This is a genomic window from Enterococcus sp. E5-37, assembly GCF_035726925.1.
Classification (GTDB): domain Bacteria; phylum Bacillota; class Bacilli; order Lactobacillales; family Enterococcaceae; genus Enterococcus_B; species Enterococcus_B faecium.
On sequence record NZ_JAPMLG010000007.1, the window covers coordinates 60,398 to 85,631 of the forward strand.

The 25,234-nt window shown below is 38.6% G+C and carries 25 protein-coding genes and 1 pseudogene; 15 read left to right on the forward strand and 11 right to left on the reverse strand.

Going from position 1 to position 25,234, the window contains the following annotated elements; all coding sequences use genetic code 11:
* Positions 1–149: 149 nt before the first annotated feature.
* Positions 150–1,187, forward strand: coding sequence for a zinc-binding alcohol dehydrogenase family protein (locus tag OS138_RS07535; RefSeq protein WP_002318818.1), 1,038 nt, complete (start codon positions 150–152; stop codon positions 1,185–1,187).
* 88 nt (positions 1,188–1,275) lie between these two features.
* Here OS138_RS07535 and OS138_RS07540 read toward each other — a convergent pair whose 3' ends face one another.
* Positions 1,276–1,599 carry an AzlD domain-containing protein gene (locus OS138_RS07540; protein ID WP_325069928.1) on the reverse strand — a complete coding sequence of 108 codons (324 nt, stop codon included), beginning with the start codon at positions 1,597–1,599 and terminating at the stop codon, positions 1,276–1,278.
* Entirely contained in the window at positions 1,586–2,293 is a 708-nt protein-coding gene (locus OS138_RS07545) for an AzlC family ABC transporter permease (protein WP_104765223.1), read from the reverse strand. The genes OS138_RS07540 and OS138_RS07545 overlap by 14 nt, the downstream gene beginning before the upstream one ends.
* A gap of 85 nt (positions 2,294–2,378) precedes the next feature.
* Between OS138_RS07545 and OS138_RS07550 the strand changes: the two genes are divergently transcribed.
* Positions 2,379–2,720 carry an FGGY-family carbohydrate kinase gene (locus OS138_RS07550; RefSeq protein ID WP_325069929.1) on the forward strand — a complete coding sequence of 114 codons (342 nt, stop codon included), beginning with the start codon at positions 2,379–2,381 and terminating at the stop codon, positions 2,718–2,720.
* A gap of 181 nt (positions 2,721–2,901) precedes the next feature.
* Here the strand turns inward: OS138_RS07550 and OS138_RS07555 are convergent, their stop codons facing one another.
* Positions 2,902–3,750 carry an SWIM zinc finger family protein gene (locus OS138_RS07555; protein ID WP_325069962.1) on the reverse strand — a complete coding sequence of 283 codons (849 nt, stop codon included), beginning with the start codon at positions 3,748–3,750 and terminating at the stop codon, positions 2,902–2,904.
* A 592-nt stretch (positions 3,751–4,342) separates the two neighbouring features.
* On the opposite strand from OS138_RS07555, the gene OS138_RS07560 reads away from it, so the two are divergent.
* Both OS138_RS07560 and OS138_RS07565 read left to right on the forward strand, forming a co-directional pair.
* Positions 4,343–5,206: an AraC family transcriptional regulator gene (locus tag OS138_RS07560; protein ID WP_325069931.1), complete on the forward strand. Its 864-nt coding sequence runs from the start codon at positions 4,343–4,345 to the stop codon at positions 5,204–5,206.
* 99 nt (positions 5,207–5,305) lie between these two features.
* A complete protein-coding gene (locus OS138_RS07565) occupies positions 5,306–5,788 on the forward strand; it encodes a GyrI-like domain-containing protein (RefSeq protein ID WP_325069932.1) in 483 nt (160 codons plus the stop codon).
* Between the two features lie 262 nt (positions 5,789–6,050).
* On the opposite strand, the gene OS138_RS07570 is transcribed toward OS138_RS07565, so the two are convergent.
* Complete coding sequence (locus tag OS138_RS07570; RefSeq protein ID WP_002287477.1) at positions 6,051–6,518, reverse strand: Rrf2 family transcriptional regulator; 468 nt, start codon at positions 6,516–6,518, stop codon at positions 6,051–6,053.
* A 122-nt stretch (positions 6,519–6,640) separates the two neighbouring features.
* Between OS138_RS07570 and OS138_RS07575 the strand changes: the two genes are divergently transcribed.
* Positions 6,641–7,492 carry an SDR family oxidoreductase gene (locus OS138_RS07575; RefSeq protein ID WP_002325509.1) on the forward strand — a complete coding sequence of 284 codons (852 nt, stop codon included), beginning with the start codon at positions 6,641–6,643 and terminating at the stop codon, positions 7,490–7,492.
* A gap of 453 nt (positions 7,493–7,945) precedes the next feature.
* Here OS138_RS07575 and nagE read toward each other — a convergent pair whose 3' ends face one another.
* The 3 genes from nagE to OS138_RS07590 all read right to left on the reverse strand — a co-directional run bounded on the left by nagE (position 7,946) and on the right by OS138_RS07590 (position 11,987).
* Positions 7,946–9,904 carry an N-acetylglucosamine-specific PTS transporter subunit IIBC gene (nagE, locus tag OS138_RS07580; protein ID WP_325069933.1) on the reverse strand — a complete coding sequence of 653 codons (1,959 nt, stop codon included), beginning with the start codon at positions 9,902–9,904 and terminating at the stop codon, positions 7,946–7,948.
* Positions 9,901–10,773, reverse strand: coding sequence for a PRD domain-containing protein (locus OS138_RS07585; RefSeq protein ID WP_002287471.1), 873 nt, complete (start codon positions 10,771–10,773; stop codon positions 9,901–9,903). Before OS138_RS07585 ends, nagE begins: the two co-directional genes overlap by 4 nt.
* Before the next feature lie 341 nt (positions 10,774–11,114).
* Entirely contained in the window at positions 11,115–11,987 is an 873-nt protein-coding gene (locus OS138_RS07590; RefSeq protein WP_275038852.1) for a LysR family transcriptional regulator, read from the reverse strand.
* A gap of 127 nt (positions 11,988–12,114) precedes the next feature.
* On the opposite strand from OS138_RS07590, the gene OS138_RS07595 reads away from it, so the two are divergent.
* The 7 genes and pseudogenes from OS138_RS07595 (at position 12,115) to OS138_RS07625 (ending at position 18,998) form a co-directional block, all read left to right on the forward strand.
* Positions 12,115–12,684, forward strand: a complete 570-nt coding sequence (locus OS138_RS07595; RefSeq protein WP_325069934.1) for a DapH/DapD/GlmU-related protein — start codon at positions 12,115–12,117, stop codon at positions 12,682–12,684.
* A 66-nt stretch (positions 12,685–12,750) separates the two neighbouring features.
* Positions 12,751–13,488, forward strand: coding sequence for an SDR family oxidoreductase (locus OS138_RS07600; protein ID WP_325069935.1), 738 nt, complete (start codon positions 12,751–12,753; stop codon positions 13,486–13,488).
* A 230-nt stretch (positions 13,489–13,718) separates the two neighbouring features.
* Positions 13,719–14,987, forward strand: a complete 1,269-nt coding sequence (locus tag OS138_RS07605; protein ID WP_325069937.1) for a glycoside hydrolase family 73 protein — start codon at positions 13,719–13,721, stop codon at positions 14,985–14,987.
* 608 nt (positions 14,988–15,595) lie between these two features.
* Positions 15,596–16,060, forward strand: a complete 465-nt coding sequence (locus tag OS138_RS07610; protein ID WP_002310476.1) for a MarR family winged helix-turn-helix transcriptional regulator — start codon at positions 15,596–15,598, stop codon at positions 16,058–16,060.
* Positions 16,044–16,673 (forward strand): nitroreductase family protein, encoded by a 630-nt coding sequence (locus tag OS138_RS07615; RefSeq protein WP_002310475.1) that lies wholly within the window; start codon positions 16,044–16,046, stop codon positions 16,671–16,673. The genes OS138_RS07610 and OS138_RS07615 overlap by 17 nt, the downstream gene beginning before the upstream one ends.
* 353 nt (positions 16,674–17,026) lie before the next feature.
* Positions 17,027–18,505: pseudogene (gene msr(C), locus OS138_RS07620) on the forward strand (ABC-F type ribosomal protection protein Msr(C)).
* Between the two features lie 46 nt (positions 18,506–18,551).
* Complete coding sequence (locus tag OS138_RS07625) at positions 18,552–18,998, forward strand: DUF2798 domain-containing protein (protein WP_002287457.1); 447 nt, start codon at positions 18,552–18,554, stop codon at positions 18,996–18,998.
* Between the two features lie 197 nt (positions 18,999–19,195).
* Here OS138_RS07625 and OS138_RS07630 read toward each other — a convergent pair whose 3' ends face one another.
* The gene (locus OS138_RS07630) at positions 19,196–19,711 is read right to left on the reverse strand and encodes a PadR family transcriptional regulator (RefSeq protein ID WP_002287456.1); all 516 of its coding nucleotides are present in this window, start codon (positions 19,709–19,711) and stop codon (positions 19,196–19,198) included.
* A gap of 116 nt (positions 19,712–19,827) precedes the next feature.
* Between OS138_RS07630 and OS138_RS07635 the strand changes: the two genes are divergently transcribed.
* Both OS138_RS07635 and OS138_RS07640 read left to right on the forward strand, forming a co-directional pair.
* Positions 19,828–21,030: an MFS transporter gene (locus OS138_RS07635; RefSeq protein ID WP_200774375.1), complete on the forward strand. Its 1,203-nt coding sequence runs from the start codon at positions 19,828–19,830 to the stop codon at positions 21,028–21,030.
* Between the two features lie 370 nt (positions 21,031–21,400).
* The gene (locus OS138_RS07640) at positions 21,401–21,727 is read left to right on the forward strand and encodes a hypothetical protein (protein WP_002287453.1); all 327 of its coding nucleotides are present in this window, start codon (positions 21,401–21,403) and stop codon (positions 21,725–21,727) included.
* A 253-nt stretch (positions 21,728–21,980) separates the two neighbouring features.
* On the opposite strand, the gene OS138_RS07645 is transcribed toward OS138_RS07640, so the two are convergent.
* From OS138_RS07645 to proB, 3 genes are all read right to left on the reverse strand, one after another.
* Complete coding sequence (locus tag OS138_RS07645) at positions 21,981–22,325, reverse strand: hypothetical protein (RefSeq protein ID WP_002307733.1); 345 nt, start codon at positions 22,323–22,325, stop codon at positions 21,981–21,983.
* A 75-nt stretch (positions 22,326–22,400) separates the two neighbouring features.
* Positions 22,401–23,648 (reverse strand): glutamate-5-semialdehyde dehydrogenase, encoded by a 1,248-nt coding sequence (locus tag OS138_RS07650; RefSeq protein ID WP_325069940.1) that lies wholly within the window; start codon positions 23,646–23,648, stop codon positions 22,401–22,403.
* Positions 23,645–24,451 (reverse strand): glutamate 5-kinase, encoded by an 807-nt coding sequence (gene proB / locus OS138_RS07655; RefSeq protein ID WP_325069941.1) that lies wholly within the window; start codon positions 24,449–24,451, stop codon positions 23,645–23,647. Before proB ends, OS138_RS07650 begins: the two co-directional genes overlap by 4 nt.
* Before the next feature lie 229 nt (positions 24,452–24,680).
* On the opposite strand from proB, the gene OS138_RS07660 reads away from it, so the two are divergent.
* A complete protein-coding gene (locus tag OS138_RS07660) occupies positions 24,681–25,208 on the forward strand; it encodes a dUTP diphosphatase (protein ID WP_002287450.1) in 528 nt (175 codons plus the stop codon).
* Positions 25,209–25,234: the final 26 nt, after the last annotated feature.

The following is a 25,234-nucleotide window of genomic DNA, read 5'->3' on the forward strand; positions in this document are numbered from 1 at the left end:
TCTTTTTTAACTAAAAAAGTGCAAATAGTTTACTTTAAGTAAGAGAATAATTATGATGAATAAAAAAGGTGGAACAAATAGCATACTATATATATTGAAATGAAAACTGTATGGATGCTCCAACTTGATGAAGCTAAGGAGGAATTCGTATGTCAGAAAAGGAATTAATGAAGGTAGTCGGTTTTTATGAAGGGCTGCCGATCGATGATCCAAAAAGCTTTATTGATGAAAAAGAACAGATACCTGTACCCAGTTCACGGGATCTTCTGGTAAAAGTCAACGCAGTATCTGTCAATCCTGTCGATACGAAACTTCGCCAAGATAACGGGATAAGAAATGCTTTACGTATCTTAGGGTTTGATGGAGTCGGGAAAGTTGTTGCTGTAGGTGATGAAGTGCAAAAATTTTCTGTCGGCGATCGCGTTTTTTACGCAGGTACAACGACAAGAGCAGGAAGCAATCAAGAATACCAACTGGTTGACGAACGTATTGTCGCTCTTGCACCAAAAAATCTTTCAGATGAAGAAGCCGCAGCCTTGCCGTTGACTTCATTGACCGCTTATGAATTGTTATTTGAAAAATTTGGTCTGACTCCAGAAGAAAATGCCAATCGCGGGAAAAAAATCTTAGTGATCAACGGAGCCGGGGGCGTCGGTTCGATTTTGAATCAACTAGCGCATTGGGCTGGCCTAGAAGTCTACGCGACTGCAAGTCCGAAGAATTTTGAATGGCTGAAAAAAACAGGTGTAGACTATCCAATCGATTATCATCACGACTTAAGTAAAAGTTTTCGTGAATTAGGAATCGATCAAGTAGAGTATGTCGCTGTATTATTCGATATTACCCGCTACTTTGATCAAATCAAGCACCTTGTCCGACCATTTGGACATGTGGGAACGATCGTAGGGATCAAAGAGCCGTTAGATATAGGTGTTTGGAAAAACCAATCTATCAGCTTCGACTGGGAGTATATGTTCGCTAAAACAGACTATAACTATGAAATCGAAACGCAAGGAGAAGCTTTAGCGCACATTGCTGCTTTAGCAAATGAAGGGATTATCCGCAGTACATTGAGCAAGGTCTATTCAGATGGGATGAATGCGAAGAACTTGAAACAAGCAACCAAAGACGTAGAAACAGGACATATGTTAGGAAAAGTCGTTGTTAGTGGTCCGTTCAACGGATAAGCAAGAATACGCCGATTTTTTTCTTATTTGACTTTGATAAAAACAAGAGCGCATGACAGTAATTTGCCATAAGCTCTTGTTTTTTTATTTATAATAAGCGAATCAACGAAAGGGAAAGAATTCCTACCAAGACGATCACCAATAAGCTTTTTGAAAGAATAGCAGCTAAAAGTGTAGGAACTGAAGCCAAAGCATTTTCGAGATTGATCTGCGGCAGATGTCCGATATTTTGGGTAAATAGACTGCTGAACCATAAAGCAGACATAATGACGATCGGGACAAAACTTAAATACTCAAGCAACGGTTGCGGTAAATCTAATTTTTTCAGTAAGACAAATGGTAGGATCCTAGAAAGCCAAGTTGCTAAAGTACAACCTAAAATAGTCAGCAATGTAAACTCAAAAGAAGGCATGTTTGATCCACACTCCCAATCCGCACCCAATCAGTGTTACAACTACAATCACTAAGTTGCTTGGGATAAAAATCAGTCCGACATATACCAGAATCAAAGTGAGTCCAATCAGGATCAACTGTAATCGTTTAGAGGTGTTTCTATCAGAAATGACTTGAAGATAAAGTAACCCGATAAACATAGCGACGATGGCGAAATCCAAACCAAACTTTTTCGGATCAGTAATAAAATTCCCTAAAAGTGCGCCAACAAGAGAAGAACCCACCCACGTCAAATAAGAAATCCAATTAGCTGTATTCATCCAACGAAAGTTTAACTTTTGTCCAGTATAGTTCAATTTATTCATTCCCAGTGCGAAACTTTCATCTGTCAGCAATGTGCCAATCAGCAGATTTTGAAGCAGCCGATTTTTCTTGAAATAAGGAGCAATCGTCATACTCATCAGAATCATTCGGGAATTGACTAGAAAGGTCGAGAAAACGATGGAAAGCAATGGGCTGTGACTAGCAAGCATGCTGACTGTGATAAATTGGGCGGAACCCGCATAGATCAGCAGGGACATCAACGTGACGACTAGTGGATGAAATCCGGCAGCTTTCCCAACGATACCAAATGCAAGTCCAATACCGATATAACCGAAAACGGTAGGTAACGTGTCTTTGATCGCAGTTTTTATATCTAACTTTTCATCCAATAACAAAACTCCTTTAGCACGACATAAATTTTCATAATTGTCGTCAAACTTGTGAATATTCTAAATTTTTAATGAGCATTTGTCAATGGTGGGATTGAAACGTAAAGAACTAGCGGGTCGCAGATTTACACGTATTGTTTCGGTGGGAGGAGGCGCGAAAAATCTTGCATGGCTACAAATCCAAGCAGATATTTTCGATGCAACGATCTATTGTTTAAGTGTGGAGGAAGGACCTGCATTAGGCGCAACAATGATTGCTGCACTAGGGTTAGAGTGGTTCGACACACCTGAAAGCTGTTGTCAGTTTTTTATCCAATATACAGATGCAGTGGAACCTCTCTTACAAAATGTAGAAAAGTATCGTAAAATCTATCAACAATACCGGAAAATCTATCCAGCAACGAAGGAAATTTGTCATGAATTATAAAACAAAACGCGTACCTAATAGTCAAATGACTAATATTGGGTACGCGTTAAGTCTTCTTTACTTCATCCTTAGTTTGATACTTGCATGATTCGTGTTTTTAAAGCAGGCTCTGCTGTATTTCTTGTGGATTTAGGATGGTTGTTATCGTTTACTTGCTATTTTTCATTGAAATCGTCTTTCTTTACCGTTTCTTTAGTTTTTTATCTATTTTTTTCTTTTGGTTAGAAAATTCTTTTTCCCGAAAGTCTTCTTTCAGGATTTTTATGGAGTAGCTTTTTGAATAAGAGGCGTCAGTATGATCGACTTGGCAGACGAACCAAGAGAACATTTGCCTTTTTTCTGCATGAGGTGCTTCTGCTAATAATTCTTTCCATAAATAATAACAGTCCTCTATCAGAAGAAGGGTTCGTTCATCCTCAGGCTCCCAATAGAATGTTTCGAGAGTAGCAATCACTTCATTGATCAATTCGAATGCGGGAAGATAGGCATTTTGCTGAATAAGCGATTCAACTGCTTCTTGGATGAACTTTCGCATCTCCATGATGAACTTCGCTGTTTTCCTGTTTTTGTTTTTCTTGATAATATGATCGTATTTATGGATGATCGTTGTTAATTTATCTGAATAATTTATTGCATGAAATGGCATCTTAACTTTGAAGCGTTCGATAAATTGCGGATGTTCTATAAGAATCTCTGTTAAAAGCTCCCGTACAAGAGAGGAACTAGCGGAGGAAACAAGGGACGAGAGTTCGGAAAGTGAGTAGTTGGATTTTTTTATTGGACGTTCTTCGTAAGCGAATAAGACAGCAGCCATGTGTTTGCATTTTTTTCCTTCTATGGCATATAGACAATCACAAGTCATGTTGGTCTTTTCATCCCAAGCGATCACTACCTTATAATCTTCCGTGCCAGAAACTGTTGCGGACAAGTATTTGCTTGTATAGTTCAAATGACGGACAAAACCGTGCAGATGATAGCTATAACCGCGTTCCAAAACGTTTTCAGGAAAATACTCAAGCCAATTATTTATCTAGTTCTCCTTTCATGAAACACTTATTTATATTTAGTATAAAGAAACGTTTAAGAAAAAAGTAGCTGATTTTACATATTTGATAATCATTTTTGCTCGAATTGTCAAAAATTCATTCTCCTTTTCTTAGAGAATGGGAGAAAAAGTAAAAGAATAGCGTGTTTTAAAAATGGAACTTTTTTTGTTTTTTATTTATTTGAGAAAAATGAAGTGATTTTGTTAGAAATAAATAATTGTTCCAATTGATAAAAGAGGTATGATGTATCGCAAAGAAAGATCCAAGCAGCGTTCTGATCAGCAGTTTGAACAACAATTTGCTTTGAACAGTAGGTAGTAAGCGGATTAACTAAGGGAATAAAAGATATTTTTGCCGCTTTGTTTACTTAGAATGTGTCTTCCCCAAAATTTATTTTTCTAAAGGTAAAACATAGATAGGCAAATAATACCAATTATCCGTTACGAAACGCTGCTTGAGAATTTTCTTTAGATCCATACAACATTTTCTACATCTGACTAAATTGGTTCCTGATTCATCAAGTAATTGACTTTCTTTGATAATATGATAAAAAGGCAAGCAAGGAGGAAGATAAATATGCTTAAAGATCTGAACCAATTGATCGATTACATCGAAGAACATTTGACAGAAGGACTTTCCTATAAAATAATAGCCGAAAATACAGGAATCTCTGAATATCAATTAAAACGCATCTTTACGTTTATTGCAGGGATGTCGCTAATGGACTATATCAAAAACCGTAGATTGGCTTTGGCTAATCGCGATCTCCTAGATGGATCAAGAGTGACAGAAACGGCGTTTAGATATGGATATGAAACAGTCGAAGGTTTTTCAAGAGCTTTTCGTGATTGGTCAGGATATCTGCCTTCAGAAATCAGCAGATACGGCATACAAAAATCTTTTCCACGCTTGACATTTTTTATTGATGTCAGAGGAGGAAAATCGATGGAATTTCGTATCGAAAAGAAAGAACAGTTTTATGTGGCAGGTGTGGCGAAAAAAGTTCCTGTCAAATTTGAAGGAGTCAATCAAGAAATACAAAAGTTAGCGCAGGCGATCACGGAGACTCAAAGGGAAGAGATGCATAAGTTAGGAGATTTATATCCAAATCAAGTAATCAACGTTTCTTATGGATTTGATGGAGACCGCTTGGAAGAAAAGGGCAGTTTGATGCACATGATTGGCTTTGCTACGACAAAAGAAAATCCGTACGCTGATTTAGAAATGCTTGCTATAGAAGAACACACTTGGGCCATTTTTCCTAATAAAGGGCCATTTCCCCAAACTTTACAAGATACTTGGGGGAAAATCTATGCAGAATGGCTTCCTTCTTCAGATTATGAGTTAGTCGAAGCTCCCGAGATCTCTTTTACAAAATGGGGAGAGGATTTCAGTAATGTTTACAGTGAGATTTGGATTGCAGTGAAAGCAAAAAAATAGTTAAAAAATAAAAATATCCCTAGAAAAAAGAGCGTAATCGTGTCATTTCCCTTTAATTTTATGTAAGATGAACTTAATATAATAGAAAGGGTGGGAGAAATGGCAAAGTATAGGATCGAAGAAAAACCAGATTTTACGGTGACGGGTATTGGTGTGGAATTGAAGAGCAGCAATACGGATTTTGTCGGTTTGGCTACAGAGAAACAAGCATTTGAGCAAAAAGTTATCGGTAATGGAACAATAGATGCATTGAAACAAGCTGCTGAAAATCATTATTTCTTTACAGTCAACGAACCCTATAACGGGAAAATGATGTACTATGTCGGTGTCCAAACGAGTCAGGATGTTCCAAACACTACGCGAATCATCCCATTCCCAAAAGGAACGTATCTTGTTGTAAGCGCTTTAGCAGAATCGCCTGAAGAATTAAGAAATGATTTGACGAATACGGCCTTTGGGCATGTTTTAAGAGAAGTAGAAGATTACGCCTATGTTGGGGGTCCAAATGCTGTAGTCGAAATGGGAGTTACCAACGGGAAATATATGGGAGAAATCTGGATACCGGTAGTCAATAAACCATGATAATATAGAGGTCGTGAAAGTAGCGCTTTGACCTGAGCATTAGAGAGGAAAAAGGGGAAATAGCTTTCCATATTTTGCATTTTTCAGAACTAATGCCGAGGGTCAGCTACTTGAACACCGTTTATCAAGACGTCATGACTTCAGCGCTTTGACCTGAGCATTAGAGAGGAAAAAGGGGCATGACAAGGCTTTTGTCCCCCGGAGAATAAAAGAATTTATGTAGACGATTCCGATCAAAAAAATGCAGGCACAGTAGAGAGAATTATAAAAATCTCTCTACGAGGCCTGTGTTTTCTGGTCTTTTTTCTTTTTCCAAAACGGCTATTTTATGTATCAGACTATCAAGTGTGATCTTAGCCATTTCTTCTTCTGCCTTTTTCTGCAGCCGAGCGTAGCTTTCTTCTAAAGCTTCTTGGATATTCGCACCAACGACGCAATTTGGATTTGTTTTTGGATCGACTTGGATAAGCTGTGTATTACCTTCGATGCTGCGATAGACATCTAGTAAAGAAATCTGATCTGGACTTTTGGCAAGGGAAGGCTGCGGTTTTCCGGTTTTTGTAAAGATCAAACCGGATTTTTTGAGCTGACTCATGATTTTACGTACATTTGCTGCATTTGTTTCGATACTACTGGCAATCATCTCACTAGAAAGTGATCGGGTATCTTGAAACATTTCAATATAGGCAAGTACATGGATTGCATCACTAAATTGCAGAGAATACTTCATCAGTTGTCATCCTTTCATTTTTTTTGCTTGACTTATCTTACCACACTCTTTATGATAAAGGTGTAATTTATAAATGTACAGCTGTAAATCTTAACAAATAAAAAGAATAGGGAGTGGCAAATATGCATTATTTAGTAACAGGAGCAACTGGAGGTTTTGGTGGTTATGCGCTGGAATTCTTAAAAAAGATGGTTCCACAAAATGAAATCTATGTACTAGTACGTAGTGAAGAAAAAGGAGAAGCGCTAAAAGAAGCTGGATTTAATATACGTATTGGTGATTATGATGATTTAGACTCAATGAAAGAAGCGTTGAAAGGAATAGATCGATTGCTTTTTGTCTCTGGCGTTCCAGGAAATCGCCAAGCCGAACATGAGAATGTAGTGAAGGCAGCACAAGCAGCTGGGGTATCTTATATCGCTTATACAAGTTTTGCAGATGCCGATCACTCGATCAGTGTATTAGCGCCAGATCACCAATTCACTGAAAAAATGATTAAGGATTCAGGTATTTCCCATACATTTTTACGGAATAATTGGTATGTAGAGAATGAATTACCTATCATTGGGCAGGCTTTAAAAACTGGTCAATTCGTTTATGCTGCAGGAAATGGAAAAACAGGTTGGGCATTGAAACGTGAATATGCAGAAGCTGCAGCAAAAGTACTAGTAGAAAGTGACTCTCCAGAAATCTTAGAATTATCCGGCAATCTAACTGACTATGAAGAATTAGCCAAGGCATTAGAGCGTGCGACAGGTAAAGAGTTAGAAATTATTGAAGCAAGTGATGCAGCGTTTGTCGAAAATCTAAAAGAAGCCGGATTCCCTCAAGAAGCAGCTGACATGTTTTTAGCGATCCAACATGATATTAAAAAGGATCAGTTAGCTATTTCCTCTGATGATTTAGAAAAAGTATTGGGAAAACCATTAACTTCTCTTGAAGCAGCATTAAAAGAAATATTGGATCAGGAATAATGTATAAAGAGGTTGTGAAAAAGCCGATTAGTTTTGAGTATGAAGAAAAATTTTGTGAAAATGGTTTTCCACATTTCCGCATAAATTTGACTTCATACCGATAAACTGGTTTTTGAACACCGTTTATCGAGAGGTTGTAAAAAAGCCGCTTAGTTTTGAGTATGAAGAAAAATTTTGTGAAACTGGTTTTCCACATTTTTGCATAAATTTGACTTCATACCGATAAACTGGTTTTTGAGCACCGTTTACCAGAGGTTGTAAAAAAGCTGTTCTGCATCAAGTAATAAGAAGAGTCAAATAAAAAATAGCTCTTCATATGTTACGTTTGGCTGGACTTATTACCGCGGAGTTGGCAGGAGAACGCCGTTTTTATTCGGAAAAAGGAGCTGAGACAAGATTTTTGTCTCAGCTCCTGTTTGTTTATCGATAAAAAAGTCTGGGGAAGACGATGGCTCAGGCTTTGTTGGAAACAGAGCCGATTTTATCATTTGCTTTTACATCACGTGCGGGTTCGATTTCTAAGCTTTGGACTTTGTCGCCATTTGTGAATACAACGACCATATCCGTGTTTTTGCCTGCAGATTGAATAGCGGCAAGATCAACTAAAGCAATCAATTGACCTCTTGCGACTTTTTGACCTTCTTCTACATATAAAGTGAATGGTTCGCCTTTTAAGTCAACAGTGTTGATGCCCATATGAAGCAAGACTTCAATACCAGCATCTGTTTGGATTCCGACAGCATGTTTCGTTGGGAAAATGTTTGTGATCGTACCAGCGATTGGAGAGAAGATTTCTCCATTTTCTGGTAATACAGCATAGCCGTCACCCATCATTTTTTCCGCGAATACATCATCTGAAACTTCAGTGATTGGAATCAGTTTCCCATTTGCGATAGCGTAAATATCTTGTTCGATCGTTCCACCGGCAAATGTTTCTGTTTTAACCACGGTGTTTGTTTGTGCAGGTCGTGCTGCACCACCACCATGTAGTTTTGCCATCTCATCTGCAACGAATTGTACTTCTGTACCTACGATGACTTGCGCATTTTTTTCGTCGATGATCTTCATACCAGGTACGCCAGTGGCTTTGATTTTATTTTGATCGATCAGGTCTGTATCTTTGACTTGCAAACGAAGGCGTGTAGTACAGTTATCGATCGAAGTTACATTGTCGGCTCCGCCTAATGCAGCGTAGATTTTGCTTGCTTGTGCCGCATATTTATTGTCTGAATTAGTCGTTGCAGTATCGTCATCTGAAAGATCTGCTTCCTCGCGGCCAGGAGTCATCAGATGGAATTTTTTGATAGCAAAGTTAAAGCCAAAGTAGTAAATCACTGCTGTTACTAATCCTTGAATGATCAACATCAAAGGCTGATTTGCAATTGGATTTTTCAAAGATAAGAAGTAATCGACAAATCCGGCACTAAAAGCAAATCCTGCTGTCCAATGGAAGAATGCACTCACTGCTAAAGAAATTCCAGTGAAAATAGCATGCAAGACATATAATGGCCAAGCAACGAACATAAATGAAAATTCAAGTGGCTCTGTTACACCAGTAAAGAATGAAGCAAAAGCTGCTGCTAACATCAAGGAAGCTGTTTTTGCTTTATTTTCTGGACGGGCATTTCTGTAAATAGCATATGCTCCTGCTGGAAGCCCGAACATCATGATTGGGAAAAATCCAGCTTGATACATTCCTGTTACGCCTTTTGTTCCTTCAGAAGCCAAGAATTTACCAATATCATTGATTCCTGCTACGTCAAACCAGAACACGGAGTTCATTGCTTGATGCAATCCTGTAGGGATCAGTAAACGGTTGAAGAAGCCATAAAGACCCGCACCAACCCAGCCTAAACTCAAAATGAATTTAGCAAAAGAAACTAAAGCAGAGTAAACCGGAGGCCATACGAGCAGTAGCACTGCACTGATCAGCAGCATGACAAAGGCAGCCAAGATTGGCACTAGACGCTTGCCGCTAAAGAAAGATAAAGCCATCGGTAATTTTGCTTCGTGGAAACGATTATAAAGAGCTGCCGCAATCAATCCGGCAATAATACCAATAAATACGTTACTGATCTGAGCAAAAGATAGATCAACTGATTCTGGTTTGATATTCAATAAAGTAGCTACTGAATCAGTTTTTAAAACATTTACTGGAACTTCAAATGCGACCAAACCTGCCAAGGCAGCAGCACCTGATTTGTCCACTGACATCCCTAGTGCTAACCCAACGGCAAACAGCAAAGGTAATTGACCTAAAACTGCGTTACCGCCAGCTTGTAAAAAATGAGCGACAATGTCGTTACTATAAGATGCCCACCAGTTTCCGATCCCTACTAGTAAAGCAGCAGCAGGTAAGACCGCAACTGGAAGTTGAAGGGAACGTCCCATTCGTTGTAGATATGCTTTCAATTTTTTTCCTCCTCATGATTGTTAACATTTGTTTGTACGATTGCGCTTCTTAAACGCTCGATATGGATGGCCAAGTAACCCAGTTCTTCTTTCGTGATCGCGAGCTGGTATTCTTTGGTCAGCAACACACGGATTTTTTTAGAAATCTTATAGCTTTCTGGGTATTTTCGTTTGACCATTTCTACGATTTCCGTGTCTAAAACAGCATATTGTTGCGCATGGGTTCGTTGTAGAAGCAGTCGTAAATGATTCACCAGTCTTGAATAATTCAGTGAAAATGGTTCTGAATGGATATCTGTTTCCAATTCTGATTCCACTAAATGGATGATGTCAGATACAATCGTCACTTCACGGATACTGCGATGGTTATTGTTCCGACCGCTTCGTCCGCTGTGAATATGGATTGCGATATATCCTGCTTCGTCATAAGTATATGGAATCCCAAGCTCTTTTGTCAGATACTCTACTGCCCATTGAGCAATACTGAATTCATCACTGTAAAGCACTTCGATTTCTCTTAAAAGTTTGTTGCGGATGACGATACCGTTATTGATGTTCTCCGCAGAAAAAGCAATGTGGTCGGTCAAAGCGATCAATACATGTTCATTCAACTTTTCCATCAAAACAGTTTCCGCATGATCAATGATCGTTTCTGCTGCAAATAAAAAGCGTTCATCGATCTGATTAAGTAAATTTTGCAACTTGATTTGACCTTCTGGTTCCATGACAAATATCCGTTCGACATCACGATCAAAAATCAAATCATTTCTTTTTCTGTCAAATCCAATCCCTTTTCCAATAGCTACTTTTTCCTGTCCACCGTCATCTACCAATACTGCATTTTGATTAAAGATCTTTTTGATTTTCATGCGCGCACCCTTTTTGAAGATTTGGTTTTCACGTTTGCTAGACCAGTTGATTGCGGCCAAACAAAAATAGACACGAAAAACCTCCTAGGGAAACCATGTTCCTCAGAGATTTTTCATGCCTAGTATGATCTAGTCACATGAAACGAATTATTGTTAACGTAATCAATTTTATATAGACAGTTATGTTTTGTCAATTCTTTTTTTATAATTATAGTAATTTACTGGAATTATCAGAAATAAAAGGAAGAAATAAATTAAGAAACTTATGTTATTTAATCATTGGATCTTTTGCTTATCTTATTCGTTGTTAAAAAGCTGAAAGCGAAGGAAAAAAACTCTACTTAACTGTATTTCTCCGTTAGGACATCTAAAAATTTACGAGCAGCAGGAGAAAGAGGCTGGTCTTTTTTCCAAATGAGATTCAGTGAAGCTTGTAATGGCGGATCGAGTGGGATGAATACTTTTTCCGTCCCATAAGTATTGATGATCCCATCTAGAGCTAATGCACCAAAAGTCCCGTTATCGACCATCAAAGAAGCATTGTACAATAAGTTATATGTTCCGACGATCGATAACTGATCTATGCTGAAACCTAGCCATTCAGCTAGTTGACTGTCCACTGACGTTTGCCGGGAAATGATCAAAGGAACAGTTTTCAGTTCCTGCGGATGGATGACTGTTTGCTTTGCTAAAGGATGATTCCGATGTATCAAAAGTCCCCAACGATCTTGGGCTGGCAGTCGAAATGACTGGTATTTTTGTTTGTTTGTCGGTTCGATTACGAGTCCAAAATCAAGTAATCCGCTATCCAGTTTGTCTATGATATCATCTGCATTCCCGCTATATAAATGAAACTGGATATCAGGATGCGCCTTGATCAACGAATGAAGGCTATCAGAAATGAAAGAGATTGCTTGAGTTTCGCCTCCGCCAATGTAGATTTCTCCAGAGATGATTGCGTCATTTGTTAAATTGTTCGCCGTTTTTTCTACCAACGACAAGATTTCTTTTCCTTTTGAATAAAGATATCGTCCAGAATCCGTCAACTGTATCTCTCGGGAGCCTCGAGTGAAAAGTGTCACACCAAGTTCTTCTTCTAAATCTTTCAGTTGTTTTGAGAGAGTAGGTTGCGTGATATGCAGAGATTTTGCTGCTCGGCTGATATTTTTTTCTCTAGCTACTGCTAAAAAATACGTCAGTATACGAATATCCATTTTTTCCCTCCTGTTTTTAAAAAAGCATACCACTAAGTATAGTTAAAAGGAATAGTTAAGTATATTTTATAAGTATTAGACATGATAAGCCGTCCGTTATAAAGTAAGGATAAAAGGAGGGAGCAAAATGACAAGTGCCATCGAAAAACAAATCGTTAATAAAGAGATTCGAGTGACGGATCCGCTCTTTGAAGTGATCCATCAGATCCAAGCGGAAAACGAAGAGCCTTTAGCAGCGCTGAATACTGGGTACCATGAACCAGCAGATATTCGCAAACGGCTAGAAAATATCATTAGTGACAAAGTAGATGATACGGTGACTGTTCTGCTGCCTTTTTATACAGATTTCGGCAAACATATTAGTATAGGGAAAAATGTCTTTATCAATCGTCAAGTGATGTTCGTTGACTTGGGTGGCATCTGTTTAGAAGATTCAGTATTGATTGGTCCTCGTGTCAACCTCATCACGGTGAACCATCTAACCGATCCAAAAGAACGAAGAGGCTTGTCAGTAAAGCCAATCCACATCAAGAAAAATGCTTGGATCGGAGCAGGAGCAACTATTCTGCCAGGCGTAACGATTGGCGAGAATGCCATTGTTGCAGCGAATGCAACTGTTACGAAAGATGTCCCAGACAATACCATCGTTGCAGGAATCCCTGCCAAAATCGTCAAACCTGTCGAACGGATTATTTGAAGAGTAAGATGAAATAAGAGATAGTAAGTACAAGCAAAAGATTTTTCAAAACAGGAGGAGAATAGAATGAATGATTTATCAGAAAAAGTGATTATTATCATGGGCGCTTCAAGCGGAATCGGTGAAGCAACAACGAAGCTGTTAGCAGAAAAAGGGGCTAAACTAGTCATTGCCGCACGCCGAGAAGATCGCCTAAAAGCAATAAAAGAATCTTTACCAGAAGCTGAGCTATATATTCAAACAGCAGATGTAAGAGATTTTGCACAAGTCCAAGCAGTTATCGATTTAGCGATGGAAAAATTCGGTCGAATCGATGTATTGTACAATAATGCAGGGATCATGCCGACCGCACCATTAGTTGAAGGACACCGAGATGAATGGCAAAATATGCTTGATATCAACATCATGGGTGTTTTAAACGGGATTTCCGCCGTACTTCCAATCATGGAAAAACAAAAATCGGGGCACATCATTTCAACTGATTCTGTAGCAGGTCATGTTGTTTATCCTGATTCCGCCGTTTATTGCGGAACAAAATTTGCTGTCCGTGCGATCATGGAAGGATTACGTCAAGAACAGCGACAAAATAACATCAAATCTACGATCATCTCTCCAGGAGCTGTTCAAACTGAATTATATCAAACGATCAGCGACAAAAAAGCCGCTCGTGAACTTCATGAAGCGCAAAAAGAATGGGGATTGACCTCCGAAGATATAGCTTCTGCTGTAGCATTTGCGATAGAAACGCCAGACCGGATGTCTGTCAGCAACATGATTATCCGTCCGACGACACAGGAAGTATAATCCATAACGGATAATATCTAGAGAGAATTACTTGTTAAATAGTTATTCAAACGACCATCAATTTAAGGCGTGAATGGAGAAGAATATTCTTCATTTACGTCTTTTTATGCAGAAAAAGCAAATTTACCAAAAAGAAACAAATGTTATTTAAATATGGACATTGACTTGCTTTTACTTTTTTAGTTACACTGTTATTTAGGAAAAGTTTCATAATTCAAAGGAGAAAAAAGATGAAAGCAAAGAATTTATTATTTAGCGTTATTCTTTTAGGAAATCTAGCAGTTGCCAACACAACAGTGCTAGCTGAAGAATCGACAGAAACTGTCGCAACTCAGACATCGAGTTCTTCAGAAACAGGAATTGAAAACGATACAGAAAGTACTTTGCAGTCAGCTACTGTCTCAGAAAATACAATTTCAACCGAAGAACCAACAACTGAGACAACAGAACAAACACAAACCGAAGACAGTACATCAGCAGAAGCTCAGAACAATCCAGAGAATGCAGAAGAAATCACGAACCAATTGACAGATGGGCAAACATTGACACATACCCATCAAGCAGATTTGTCTGAATTCGAAAACTATACTGGCTATGCTTTTTATGCTCGCTCATCTGCTAATTCTCAACAAGTGTTCATTGATAGTATTGCCTCAACTGCACAAAGTTTGGCAAATGCCAATGACTTATATGCATCAGTCATGATTGCTCAAGCCATCGTTGAAAGTGGCTGGGGGAACAGTACTTTGGCTTCTGCCCCTAATTACAATCTATTTGGGATTAAAGGAAGCTATAATGGCCAATCTGTTACGATGCCTACTTCGGAATATGTGAATGGGCAATGGATTACGGTGAATGCCGCTTTTAGAAAATATCCTTCGTACAAAGAATCATTGCAAGATAACGTAACGGTATTGAAGACGACTTCTTTTCAGCCAGGCGTTTACTACTATTCCGGTGCATGGAAAAGCAATACGAACTCTTACAAAGATGCTACGGCTTGGCTAACAGGTCGTTATGCCACTGCGCCTAATTATGGTTCTACATTGAACAATGTAATCGAAACCTATAATCTGACACAGTATGATACAGCACCAACTTCAACTTCTCCGATGTATCGTCTGTATAACCGTCATACAGGAGAACATTTATATACATTGAATGCCGGAGAAAAAAATTATCTGCCAACTGTAGGCTGGGAATATGAAGGGATTGCTTGGCAAGCACCAAACAGCGGACAACCTGTCTACCGTTTATACAATCCTTACAGTGGAGACCATCATTACACAATGGCACAATCTGAGATCAACTCTTTAACAAAAATCGGTTGGCGTTATGAAGGTCTAAGTTTTTATTCTGGTGGTTCCAAGCCAATTTATCGACTATTTAATCCAAATGAAAAAACTGGTACCCATCACTATACCTTGAGTGCTAAGGAAAGAGATTGGCTAACGCCGATGGGCTGGAGATATGAAGGAATAGGATTTTATGGTTATTAAAAAGAGGTTGTGACAGAAGTGGTCAGCTTCAAGAAGTAAGAAGGAATTTACGAAATTGCTTTTCAAATTTTTGTGAAATTTCGGCTTATTCTCGAAGAAGCTACTTCTGGAACACCGTGTATCAGAGGTTGTGAAAAAGCTGCCCTGCATCAAGTAGTAAGAACAGCCAAACAAAAACAGATTTTCATGTTTTTTGTTTGGTTGAACTTATTACCGCAGATGCAAGTTTTTGAACACCGTTTACTCAAAAAAGGTTGTGACAACATCTTGTCATAACTTTTTTATTACCGTTTAAGCATACTGATCCAATTTCTAATATTCGACGGGATTCTTGCAAAAGGCGATTTCGGAAATTTTTGGCGGTGTAAAATTTTCTACTGCAGAAGAGCTATCTTCTATAGTTTGATAGGAATCAATAATCTTGGTTTTAGCGTTGTGCTTTCTTTATCATTTTTTCCGTTCATTCTACAAAAAATTTCTTTTCTCTATACTTTTCTATTGAGAGCGTTTTTTTTTATTACACAGCTGATTCTTTGACTTTTTTCTTTTTTTATTCTATCATTGACAAGTCAATCGTTGACTAGTCAATTATCAGAGAGGAGGAAATTATGTCTTTAGAAGAGATTAGCCACCTTTTATATCAAATCAAATTAGCCGATCAAAAAATCGTCCAGATCTTTGAGGAAAATATCGGTATAAGTCTTACTAGATACGAGATCATGATGAGACTGAAAGAAGAAAATCCATTGCTGCAAAGCAGTTTGCAAGAAAAGTTGCAGATTGATCAAGGAGCAGTTACTCGTCATCTGAAGGTATTGGAAGCAAATGGCTATGTTTCGCGTCAGAGAAATCCTCAGAACAACCGGGAAGTGTATGTAGCGCTAACAGAAAAAGCTCAGCAGAAAATCGAGCATTGTGAAATGGACCATAAAGATACAGGTTCCGTGCTATCCCCGGCTTTCAGCGATGTAGAAATGAAACAATTTCTAACACTTTTAGATAAATTGAATACCCAACTTTGCAATATAACAACAGAAACGAAAGAGGTTAATAATAATGGAACAAAAAAATGATTTTTCAACAATTATGACTGGTAGAAGATCCGTTCGCGTATATGATGAAACATACAAAATCCCACACGAAGAAATGCTGGAAATGATCAAAGAAGCGACGACTGCTCCTTCTTCTGTCAATATGCAACCATGGCGCTTTGTGGTCGCTGAAAGCGAGGAAGCAAAAGAAATCTTGCGTCCTTTGATCCGTTTCAATACGAGACAAAATGATACTTCTTCTGCAATGGTCATGATTTTTGGCGATATGCAATGTTACGAATATGGCGAAGAAATCTATAACCAAGCTTACGAATCAGGGAAGATGCCAAAAGAAGTCAGAGATCAACAATTAGCTGCGATCATTCCTTATTACAAGAGTTTTTCAAGAGAAGAAATGAACGATGTAGTCAAAGTCGATTCTAGCTTAGCGGCTATGCAATTCATGTTAGTTGCGCGTGATCATGGCTATGAAACAAATCCAATTGGTGGATTCGAAGCAGATCAGTTGGCAGAGGCATTTGGTTTGGATAAAGACCGCTATGTTCCAGTTATTATTTTATCAATAGGAAAAGCGGTAGAAGAAGGTTACGAGTCTGTTCGTTTAGCACCAGAAAAGATCACTACGTTCAAATAAAATGTTTTCAGTTACTATTCAGTAGCTATTGCTTTTTTTGAATCGTGTGTGGTAACCTAATAAAAAAGGAGGTCGGAAAAATGACTGCATCGATGAAATTACGTTTTGAACTTTTGAATAACAACTAAATAAATTCAAAAGACATGTATAAACAACAATTTCATGGATGGAGTATGTCCATTTTTTCGAACGACAGTAGAATAGGTGAAAGCTATGACAGATTTGGTGATTTAGTCATAGTTATTTCGTTCAGAGTAGGAAAAGATGTGATGCAGTTTTTTTGCAAACAGATTTTTCTGCTCTTTTTTAGTATCGATAATTGTTGTTTTACATGAAATAGGAGTGTAAAACATATGGAAAATTTAGCAGTAAATATAACAAATCTACAAGTCAGCTTTGGCAACCAGCTAGAACTATCTATTGATTCTCTTCGTGTCTATCAGCAAGATCGTATAGGGATCATAGGAGAAAATGGTGTCGGTAAATCGACTTTGCTCAAACTAATAGCCGGTGAACTTTTTCCCGATCATGGGAAAATCCAAACAGAGATCACCTTCAACTACCTGCCTCAATTAACCTATCTCGCTGAAGCAAAGGACCTAAATTTGGAATTAGCCAGTCATTTCCAGTTAAGACTGGAAGAAACTTCAGAGCGGAAATGGAGCGGAGGGGAAGAACGAAAGATCGAGTTGATACGTCTTCTTTCTTCTTATGAACAAGGGATGCTTCTAGACGAGCCAACAACCCATCTAGATAGAAAAAGTATTGAACGACTGATTGAAGAGCTTCGTTATTATTATGGTACGCTGGTTTTTGTTAGTCATGATCGCTATTTTCTAGATGAGCTGGCAACGAAAATCTGGGAAGTAAAAGACGGAGAAATCCGAGAGTTTTCGGGGAATTATAGTGCCTATCTCACTCAAAAGGAATTGGAGAAAAAGACTCAGCTACGAGAAGCAGAGTCGATCATGAAAGAGAAAAAACGATTGGAAAAATCGATCCAAGAAAAGAAAAAACAAGCGGAAAAGTTGGAAAAAGTGTCCAGTAAAAAGAAAAAGCAACAAATCAGACCGGATCGGTAGTCTTCCTCTAAACAAAAAGACAGTGTACAAAAAGCCATCCAAAAGAATGCGAAAACATTAGAGAGAAAACTCCAAAAAATAGGAGAAACAACCAAGCCGCAGCAGATGAAACAAATCCGTTTTCCAGTACCAAAATCTCTTGAACTCCACAGCCGCTATCCCATCATGGGACAAAATGTCCAACTGGAAAGAAGTGGGAGAACATTACTGGTAAATGGTGATTTTCAGTTTTCTTTAGGTAAAAAAATCGCGATTGTCGGTGAAAATGGTTCAGGTAAGACAACCTTATTAGAACATATCCGCAAACAAGGAGAAGGAATCCTTCTCTCTCCGAAAGTAAGCTTTCAAGTATATCAGCAAAAGGGTTATCAAATGACATCTGAAGAATCCATCATTCGTTTTGTCATGAGACAAACAGAGTTTTCAGAATCGCTTGTCCGTAGTTTGCTGAATCACTTAGGGGTTGCTCAGGAAACTCTGACGAAACCGTTATGTACATTAAGTGGGGGAGAAGCGACCTGTCTAACGATTGCTTTGCTTTTTACTAAGCCAAGTAATGTGTTGCTGTTAGATGAACCGACTAATTTTATTGATATGGCAACGATCGAAGCTTTAGAGAAGCTAATGCAAATATATCCGGGAACGATTTTGTTTACTTCTCATGATTCTTACTTTGTCGAGCGTACGGCTGATGAAGTTTATGAAATAAAAGGGCAGAAAATAAAAAAAGTACTTACGAGAAATTTTTAAATGTGCTACGATGATTTTCGTGACAAATTTAAAGGAGTGGTACAGATTGCCTACAAATAAAAAAGAAGGAATAATTTTTACAACAATGATGTGTTTTTTGATGGTCTTGGGGATGAGCGCGTATAATTTATGGCTGCATCAAGATCTTCATTTATCAAGTTTGTTGATTGGTCTAGTGCCTGGATTCGTGGTGGCTTTCATTTTGGATGTCTTCATCATCGGTGTGCTGGCGAAAAAAATTGCCTTTAAACTACCAGTAAATCCAGAAAGCAAGGTCCAAATGATCTTAACTATTTCATGCTTGATGGTTTTAGGAATGGTGACATGTATGTCTTTATTCGGTGTGATCATGGAACAAGGAATACCTGATCAATTATTCTCTGCTTATATGAATGCTTGGAAAATGAATGTGATTGCCGCTTTACCGTTGCAGTTGATCATCGTTGGCCCGCTTTCAAGAAGTGTGCTAAAAGCAATTCAAAGTAATGAATGATGGAACACTGTTATTGAAAAAAGGCCTTGGCATGCTTTTTGTCATAGTCTCTTGAATGCAGTTCTAGAAAAATAGTGATCCGAACGATAGGTTTTGGCCTGTCGTTCGGATCGCTTTTTCTTTTCCAACTGTATTGCTCTTTTATTGAAGATAATTTGCTCTTCAATAGATATTTCTAGAAAGGTTCTGTTTATCCCTTACTCAAAAAACTGCTGCATTTGTTCTCTTACTTGCTGACACCATTGGAGTTCCTGCTGACAAAGCATGATTCGGCGCTGGATTACAACGTAACGTCCAAATTCTTGTTTCTTGTCTAGCGAGAGGTCATTCAATTTTTTTTGATTTTTTTGCATGATTTTGTTCAGCTGTTGTTCTCTAGTGAATAGCAGTCCAGTAGCTGTTGTTTTATCGAGCGTCGAAAAAGCATAGATTTTTGCTAGAAATTCATCTTTTTGCGTAGGAGCGGGAGTTTCCTCTTTGATCCATTCCTCTACAAGAGCACGTCCTTCATCAGTCAAGTGGTAGATCTTTTTTTGAGAGTGCTCGTCTTTGTCCAAAACGGTCACATAACCCTGCTGGTCTAACTTGGCAAGCGTTGTATAGATCTGACTGTGATGGGCTTCCCAAAAAATTGTGATCAGCTGCTTCAATTCATACCCAGAACGTGGTTTGGATAAAAGCACGCATAATAATATATAGGCTAAAGTATTCATAAAAATCCTACCTCTCGTCTTATTTTCTTTATTATATCACAGTAAAGTTTCCACGTTTTACATGTGCATATTGACATGTAAAATAAATCATGTATGATGCTAATAGAGAGAAAGGGATGGAAATATTGGAGAATCAAATAGATATACAAGAACAAACAAATGAAGAAACAAAGGGGAAAAGTTCAGCGCTAGTTGTAGCAGCTACCTGTATGATCGCTTTTATGGGATTGGGTCTAGTAGACCCAATCTTAAAAACGATTGCTGCACAGTTAAACGCTACGCCAGCTGAAACGACCCTGTTATTTACTAGTTATATGTTAGTCACTGGTGTGGTGATGCTATTTACAGGTTTCTTATCTAGTCGGATCGGTTTGAAAAAAACATTGATGACAGGATTGTTTATCATCGTTGTATTCGCTGGTCTTGGCGGATTATCTGGGAATATCGGAATGCTGATTGGGTTACGTGCCGGCTGGGGTGTCGGGAATGCTTTATTTGTCTCTACTGCTTTAGCAACGATCGTCAGTATTTTAGTTGGTAACACAGAAAAAGCAATCATGATGTATGAAGCAGCACTTGGCTGCGGAATGGCTGTTGGTCCTCTAGTCGGTGGGGTCTTGGGCAGTGGTTCATGGCGTTATCCATTTTTTGGGGTAGCATTTTTGATGTTTTGCGGTTTTATAGCCCTAGCGGTACTTTTACCTGAAACTGAGAAACCAAAGAGAAAAGTAGGCCTTTGGGAAGGTGTCAAAGCGTTAAGCAATCATAAACTTCGTTCAGTTGGACTAATCGCATTGTTATATAATTTCGGATTCTTTACTTTACTTGCGTATGCGCCATTTTTATTGATTGGCTATTCTGAATTAGAAGTCGGTTTTGTATTTTTTGGCTGGGGTGTGCTTCTGGCTATTGCTTCGATTTTCGTTGCACCGGCTCTTGAGCGGAAGTTTACGACTTATCGGACGATTTTAGCTGCATTTGTCTTATTCATTATTTGTTTGCTGTTATTAGGAGCTGGAACTTCTATGCCAGTCCTTGTACCGATCAGCATTGTGTTAGCAGGATTTTTCCAAGGAATTATCAATACACTGTTGACGACGATTGCTATGGAAATACCAGGTCTGCAACGAAATGTTGCTTCTTCCAGCTATAGTTTTGTCCGCTTTTTCGGTGGAGCTTTAGCACCATTTATTGCAGGTGTGATTGGTGAACATATTGGTGAAAGCTATGCGTTTTATTTTGCAGGTGCCATTGTTCTTATCAGTGTATGTTGTATCATTTATCACCGTAATTATTTTGCTACAAATGAAGAAGAATAAGAAATCAGAGGTTGTGAAAAAGCTGTCCTGCATCAAGTCATAAGAACAGCCAAACAAAAATAGCTTCTCATATTTTACCGTTTTTTGAGCTAATACCGAGGGTCAGCTGATTGAACGCCGTTTACCAAGAGGTTGTGAGACTGTCGTTTAACTCTGAATCACAAGGAACAATTTCAAAAAACAGTTTCTCATGTTTGTTGAATATTGTGACTTATGATTGAGGAGTTGGCAGAAGAACACCATTTATTCGGAAAAAGGGGATGTGACACGATTTTTGTCACATTCCCTTTTTTTCTCAAAATAATGAAACTGGAAAATTTTCAGTAGGTAAGCTAAAATTCATTTAAGAAAAAGAATGGGGGGATAATAGATGCTGGAAGAATATTTTCAGGAAGTCGGGTTGACACTCGTTGAATTACCCATTGAATTTTCAGATGATCGGTTGATTTATCGTGGCTATATCAAAGAATTGCCAATAATCAATGCGGAAGGTGAAACTAGAAAAGCGATGCAGCAAAAAATAGCTGGTATGTATCAGGTGTATCGGGAACAGCTACTGGCTGAATCAGCGGAAGAAGAAAAAGAAAAAACGATGAACTTGTCCATGGATGAGCTGCTTCGTTATTATGATGGCGAAACATTTGACGGATTTTCGCTTCTTAACGAAGAGGAAACAGATTTACCAGGCAGCTGGTAGGCGAACACCGTTTATATGGGAAGAGGCTGGGACAGAAGCGTTTAACTCCAAGAAATAAGAAGAAATTCACGAAAATTGCTTTTCAAATTTTTGTGAATTTCAGCTTATTTCCGAAGGAGTTGCTTCTGCTCCCGCCGTTTATACATGTTTAGAGCGTGGGACAAAAGTTTTTCTTTACTTTTGTCCCACGCTCTAAAAAGTTCGGCAGTTTTTGTCGATTTTCAAGGCACTCTACTTATCGTACGGATATTTTTTAGCGGAAAGTCCGATTCAAGTGGTTTTTATTCAGCTGATATTTATAAGATAAGTGAAAAATCCCAGCAATCAGTAGCGTAATCGTATAAGCGATTGAATGATCGAAAAAAGAATAGTAATTGATTGTCGCTAATAAGCATAATGCAACCATGTAACTAATGTGCAAGCGTGTAACCAGCCCTTTTGGCCCGATTTTGTCAAAATACTGCGACCATTTTTCCCGTTGACTCCCTATGCTTCGTTTTTTGAATTGAAAGAAAAGGGATAAAATACCGACTCCCAGAAAAGCAGCGATATTCAGAGAAATAAGGTAAATAAAAAAAATCATTAAAATTTCAAACATATTGACACCTTTCTAGTTGGATAGAACCTTTACAGAAAAAAGGCAAAAGGCGGGAATAATGTTTCACACGAAACATTATTCGCGGATTTGTCCATCGCCATAAATGATATATTTTGTGGAAGTTAATTCATTTAACCCCATTGGACCACGGGCATGCAATTTTTGAGTAGAGATACCGATCTCTGCACCAAAACCAAATACCGATCCGTCTGTAAAACGAGTGGAGGCATTGACATAGACAGCCGCCGCGTCCACTTCATTTAAGAAACGTTGACTAGCCGCATAACTATCTGTCACGATCGTTTCTGAATGTTTAGTATTATGCTGATTGATATGTGCAATTGCTTCATCCAAAGAATCGACCACTTTGACAGCAAGGATATAATCTAGATATTCAGTATCCCAATCTGTGTCTTCTGCTAAAGCAGCCGTCTCTAGATATTCTAACGCACGAGCATCCGCACGTAAAGAGACCCCGTGTTCTACCAGTTCTTTTTCAATAGCTGGCAAGAAAAAAGGTGCGATCTCAGAATGGATCAGCAATGTTTCTGCCGCGTTACAGACAGATGGACGGGAAGCTTTTGCATTGACGATGATGTTCACTGCCATAGATAACTGTGCTTCTTTATCGATATATACGTGATTATTTCCTGTACCTGTTTCAATGATAGGTACCGTTGCCTGTTCTTTGACTCGTTGGATTAATTTTGCTCCGCCTCGAGGAATCAGCACATCTAAGTATTCTGTCAATCGCATCAACTGTCCTGCAGTTTCATGAGAAGTATCATCGACAAACTGGATAGCATAAGGAGATTCGCCAGCACTGACCAGTACTTGCTGCAATAATTGGACTAATAATTGATTCGAGAAGAATGCTTCTTTGCCACCGCGAAGGATAACGGCATTCCCTGATTTGAATGCTAGACTAGCTGCATCTGTCGTGACATTTGGACGAGATTCGTAAATGATGCCGATCACGCCTAGTGGCACGCGCTTTTTGCCGATTCTTAATCCGTCGGTGTTCGTCCACATCTCATCTACTTTTCCAATAGGATCGTCTAACGAAGCAATTTTTTCGATCTCTGTAGCCATGGCATTGATTCGCTCAGGTGTCAGCTGCAAGCGGTCTTGCATCGTTTCACTGATATTGTTTTCGACTGCTTTTTCTAAGTCTTTATGATTTGCTTCAATGATCGCTTGTTGATTCTTTTTGATGGTTTGTGCCATTTGAACAAGTAGCTCATTTTTGCGGTTTGTAGGCATAAGTGCTAGTTGTTGCGCGCTATTTTTTGCCTGTTGTCCTAATTGCATCAAGTCAGTCATTTCAAGTCCTCCTTAAATAAAGTACCTATTTCTTTTCCTGCAAGAATATCAAAAATAATTGCCGGATTTTTTCCATTTGCTAAAATCATTGCGCTGTTTGCTTCAAATATCCTAGAAGCGGCTTTTAATTTACTCTGCATACCGCCTGTTCCAAATGTGCTACCAGCACCACCTGCTTGTGCCAGAATCTTTTCATCGATTTTATCGATATAGCGATACATCTGAGCCTCGGGATTTGTAGTCGGATTATCTGAATAAAAACCGTCGATATCAGAAAGGACGATCAAAAGGTCTGCCGCGACAAGTTTTGCCATGATGGCTGACAGCTGATCATTATCGCCAAATTTTGTCAGATGATCTAATTCATCCACTGCTACAGTATCGTTTTCGTTCACGATAGGGATCGTGTCCATAATCAAAAGCTGTTCCAACGTATTCCTCACATTTTTACGACTTTCAGGATAATCTACCACGTCTCTTGTCACGAGGATTTGTGCCGTCTGTTGATTATATACACTGAATCTTTGATTATAGATATTCATCAGTTCGGCTTGACCAACAGCCGCCGCAGCTTGCTGTTCAGGGATCAAAGTCGGACGTTCTGACAAATGTAATTTATGCATACCAACGCCTACAGCTCCTGATGAGACTAAGATCACTTCCTTTCCCCGATTTCTAAGATCAGAAAGGACAAAAGCTAACTGATCGATTGCTGCAAGATTGATATTTCCATTGGGATAAATCAATGTACTTGTTCCTACTTTGACAATAATTCGTTTTGCATTTTTAATTTCTTTACGCATGTGACACCTCAATCAAATATCCACTCATTAATTTCGTTCTATTCTACTTGTTTTGACGAGTAAAGTCATGTAAAAAATAGTTTTTTTGTACAACTTGCAGTCGTTTGGAAAAAGAACGAATTAATGGTTTACTTTAAGATAGCAGAATTTCTTGAAGAATTTGTAAAGAAAGTCTTTTACAGCCTCGGATATGTTAGAATAGGAGTAGTTTATTTAGGGAGGAAAACCGGTGAGAAAAAGAGGATTTGAAGTTATTTCTAAATATAAAGATCAAAATATCAATCTACCGCAGCGCGCTACACATCATGCTGCTGGCTATGATTTTGAAGCAGCAGAAGAGGTCGTGATTCCAAGTATCTGGAAAGCAGGCTGGAAAAAGGGGTTGGAAACAGTCGCAGATGGATTGAAAAAAGATGTATCAGAAAATGAAAAACAATTGAAACCAACCCTCGTGCCTACTGGAATCAAAGCTTACATGGGAGAAGATGAATTTTTGCAGCTTGCTAACCGTTCAAGCAATCCGTTGAAGCGGTTTTTAGTGTTGACAAACGGAGTAGGTGTGATTGACAGTGATTATTACAATAATGAGGCAAATGAAGGCCATATTATGTTCCAATTCACCAACTTTGGTTTCAAGGATGTAGTGATCAAAAAAGGCGAGCGTATCGGCCAAGGGATCTTTTTGCCGTTTTTAAAAGCAGATCAAGATCAAACGACTGCTCAACGTCAAGGCGGATTTGGTTCTTCCAGTAAATAAAACGTTAAAGATACTTAAGCTTGATT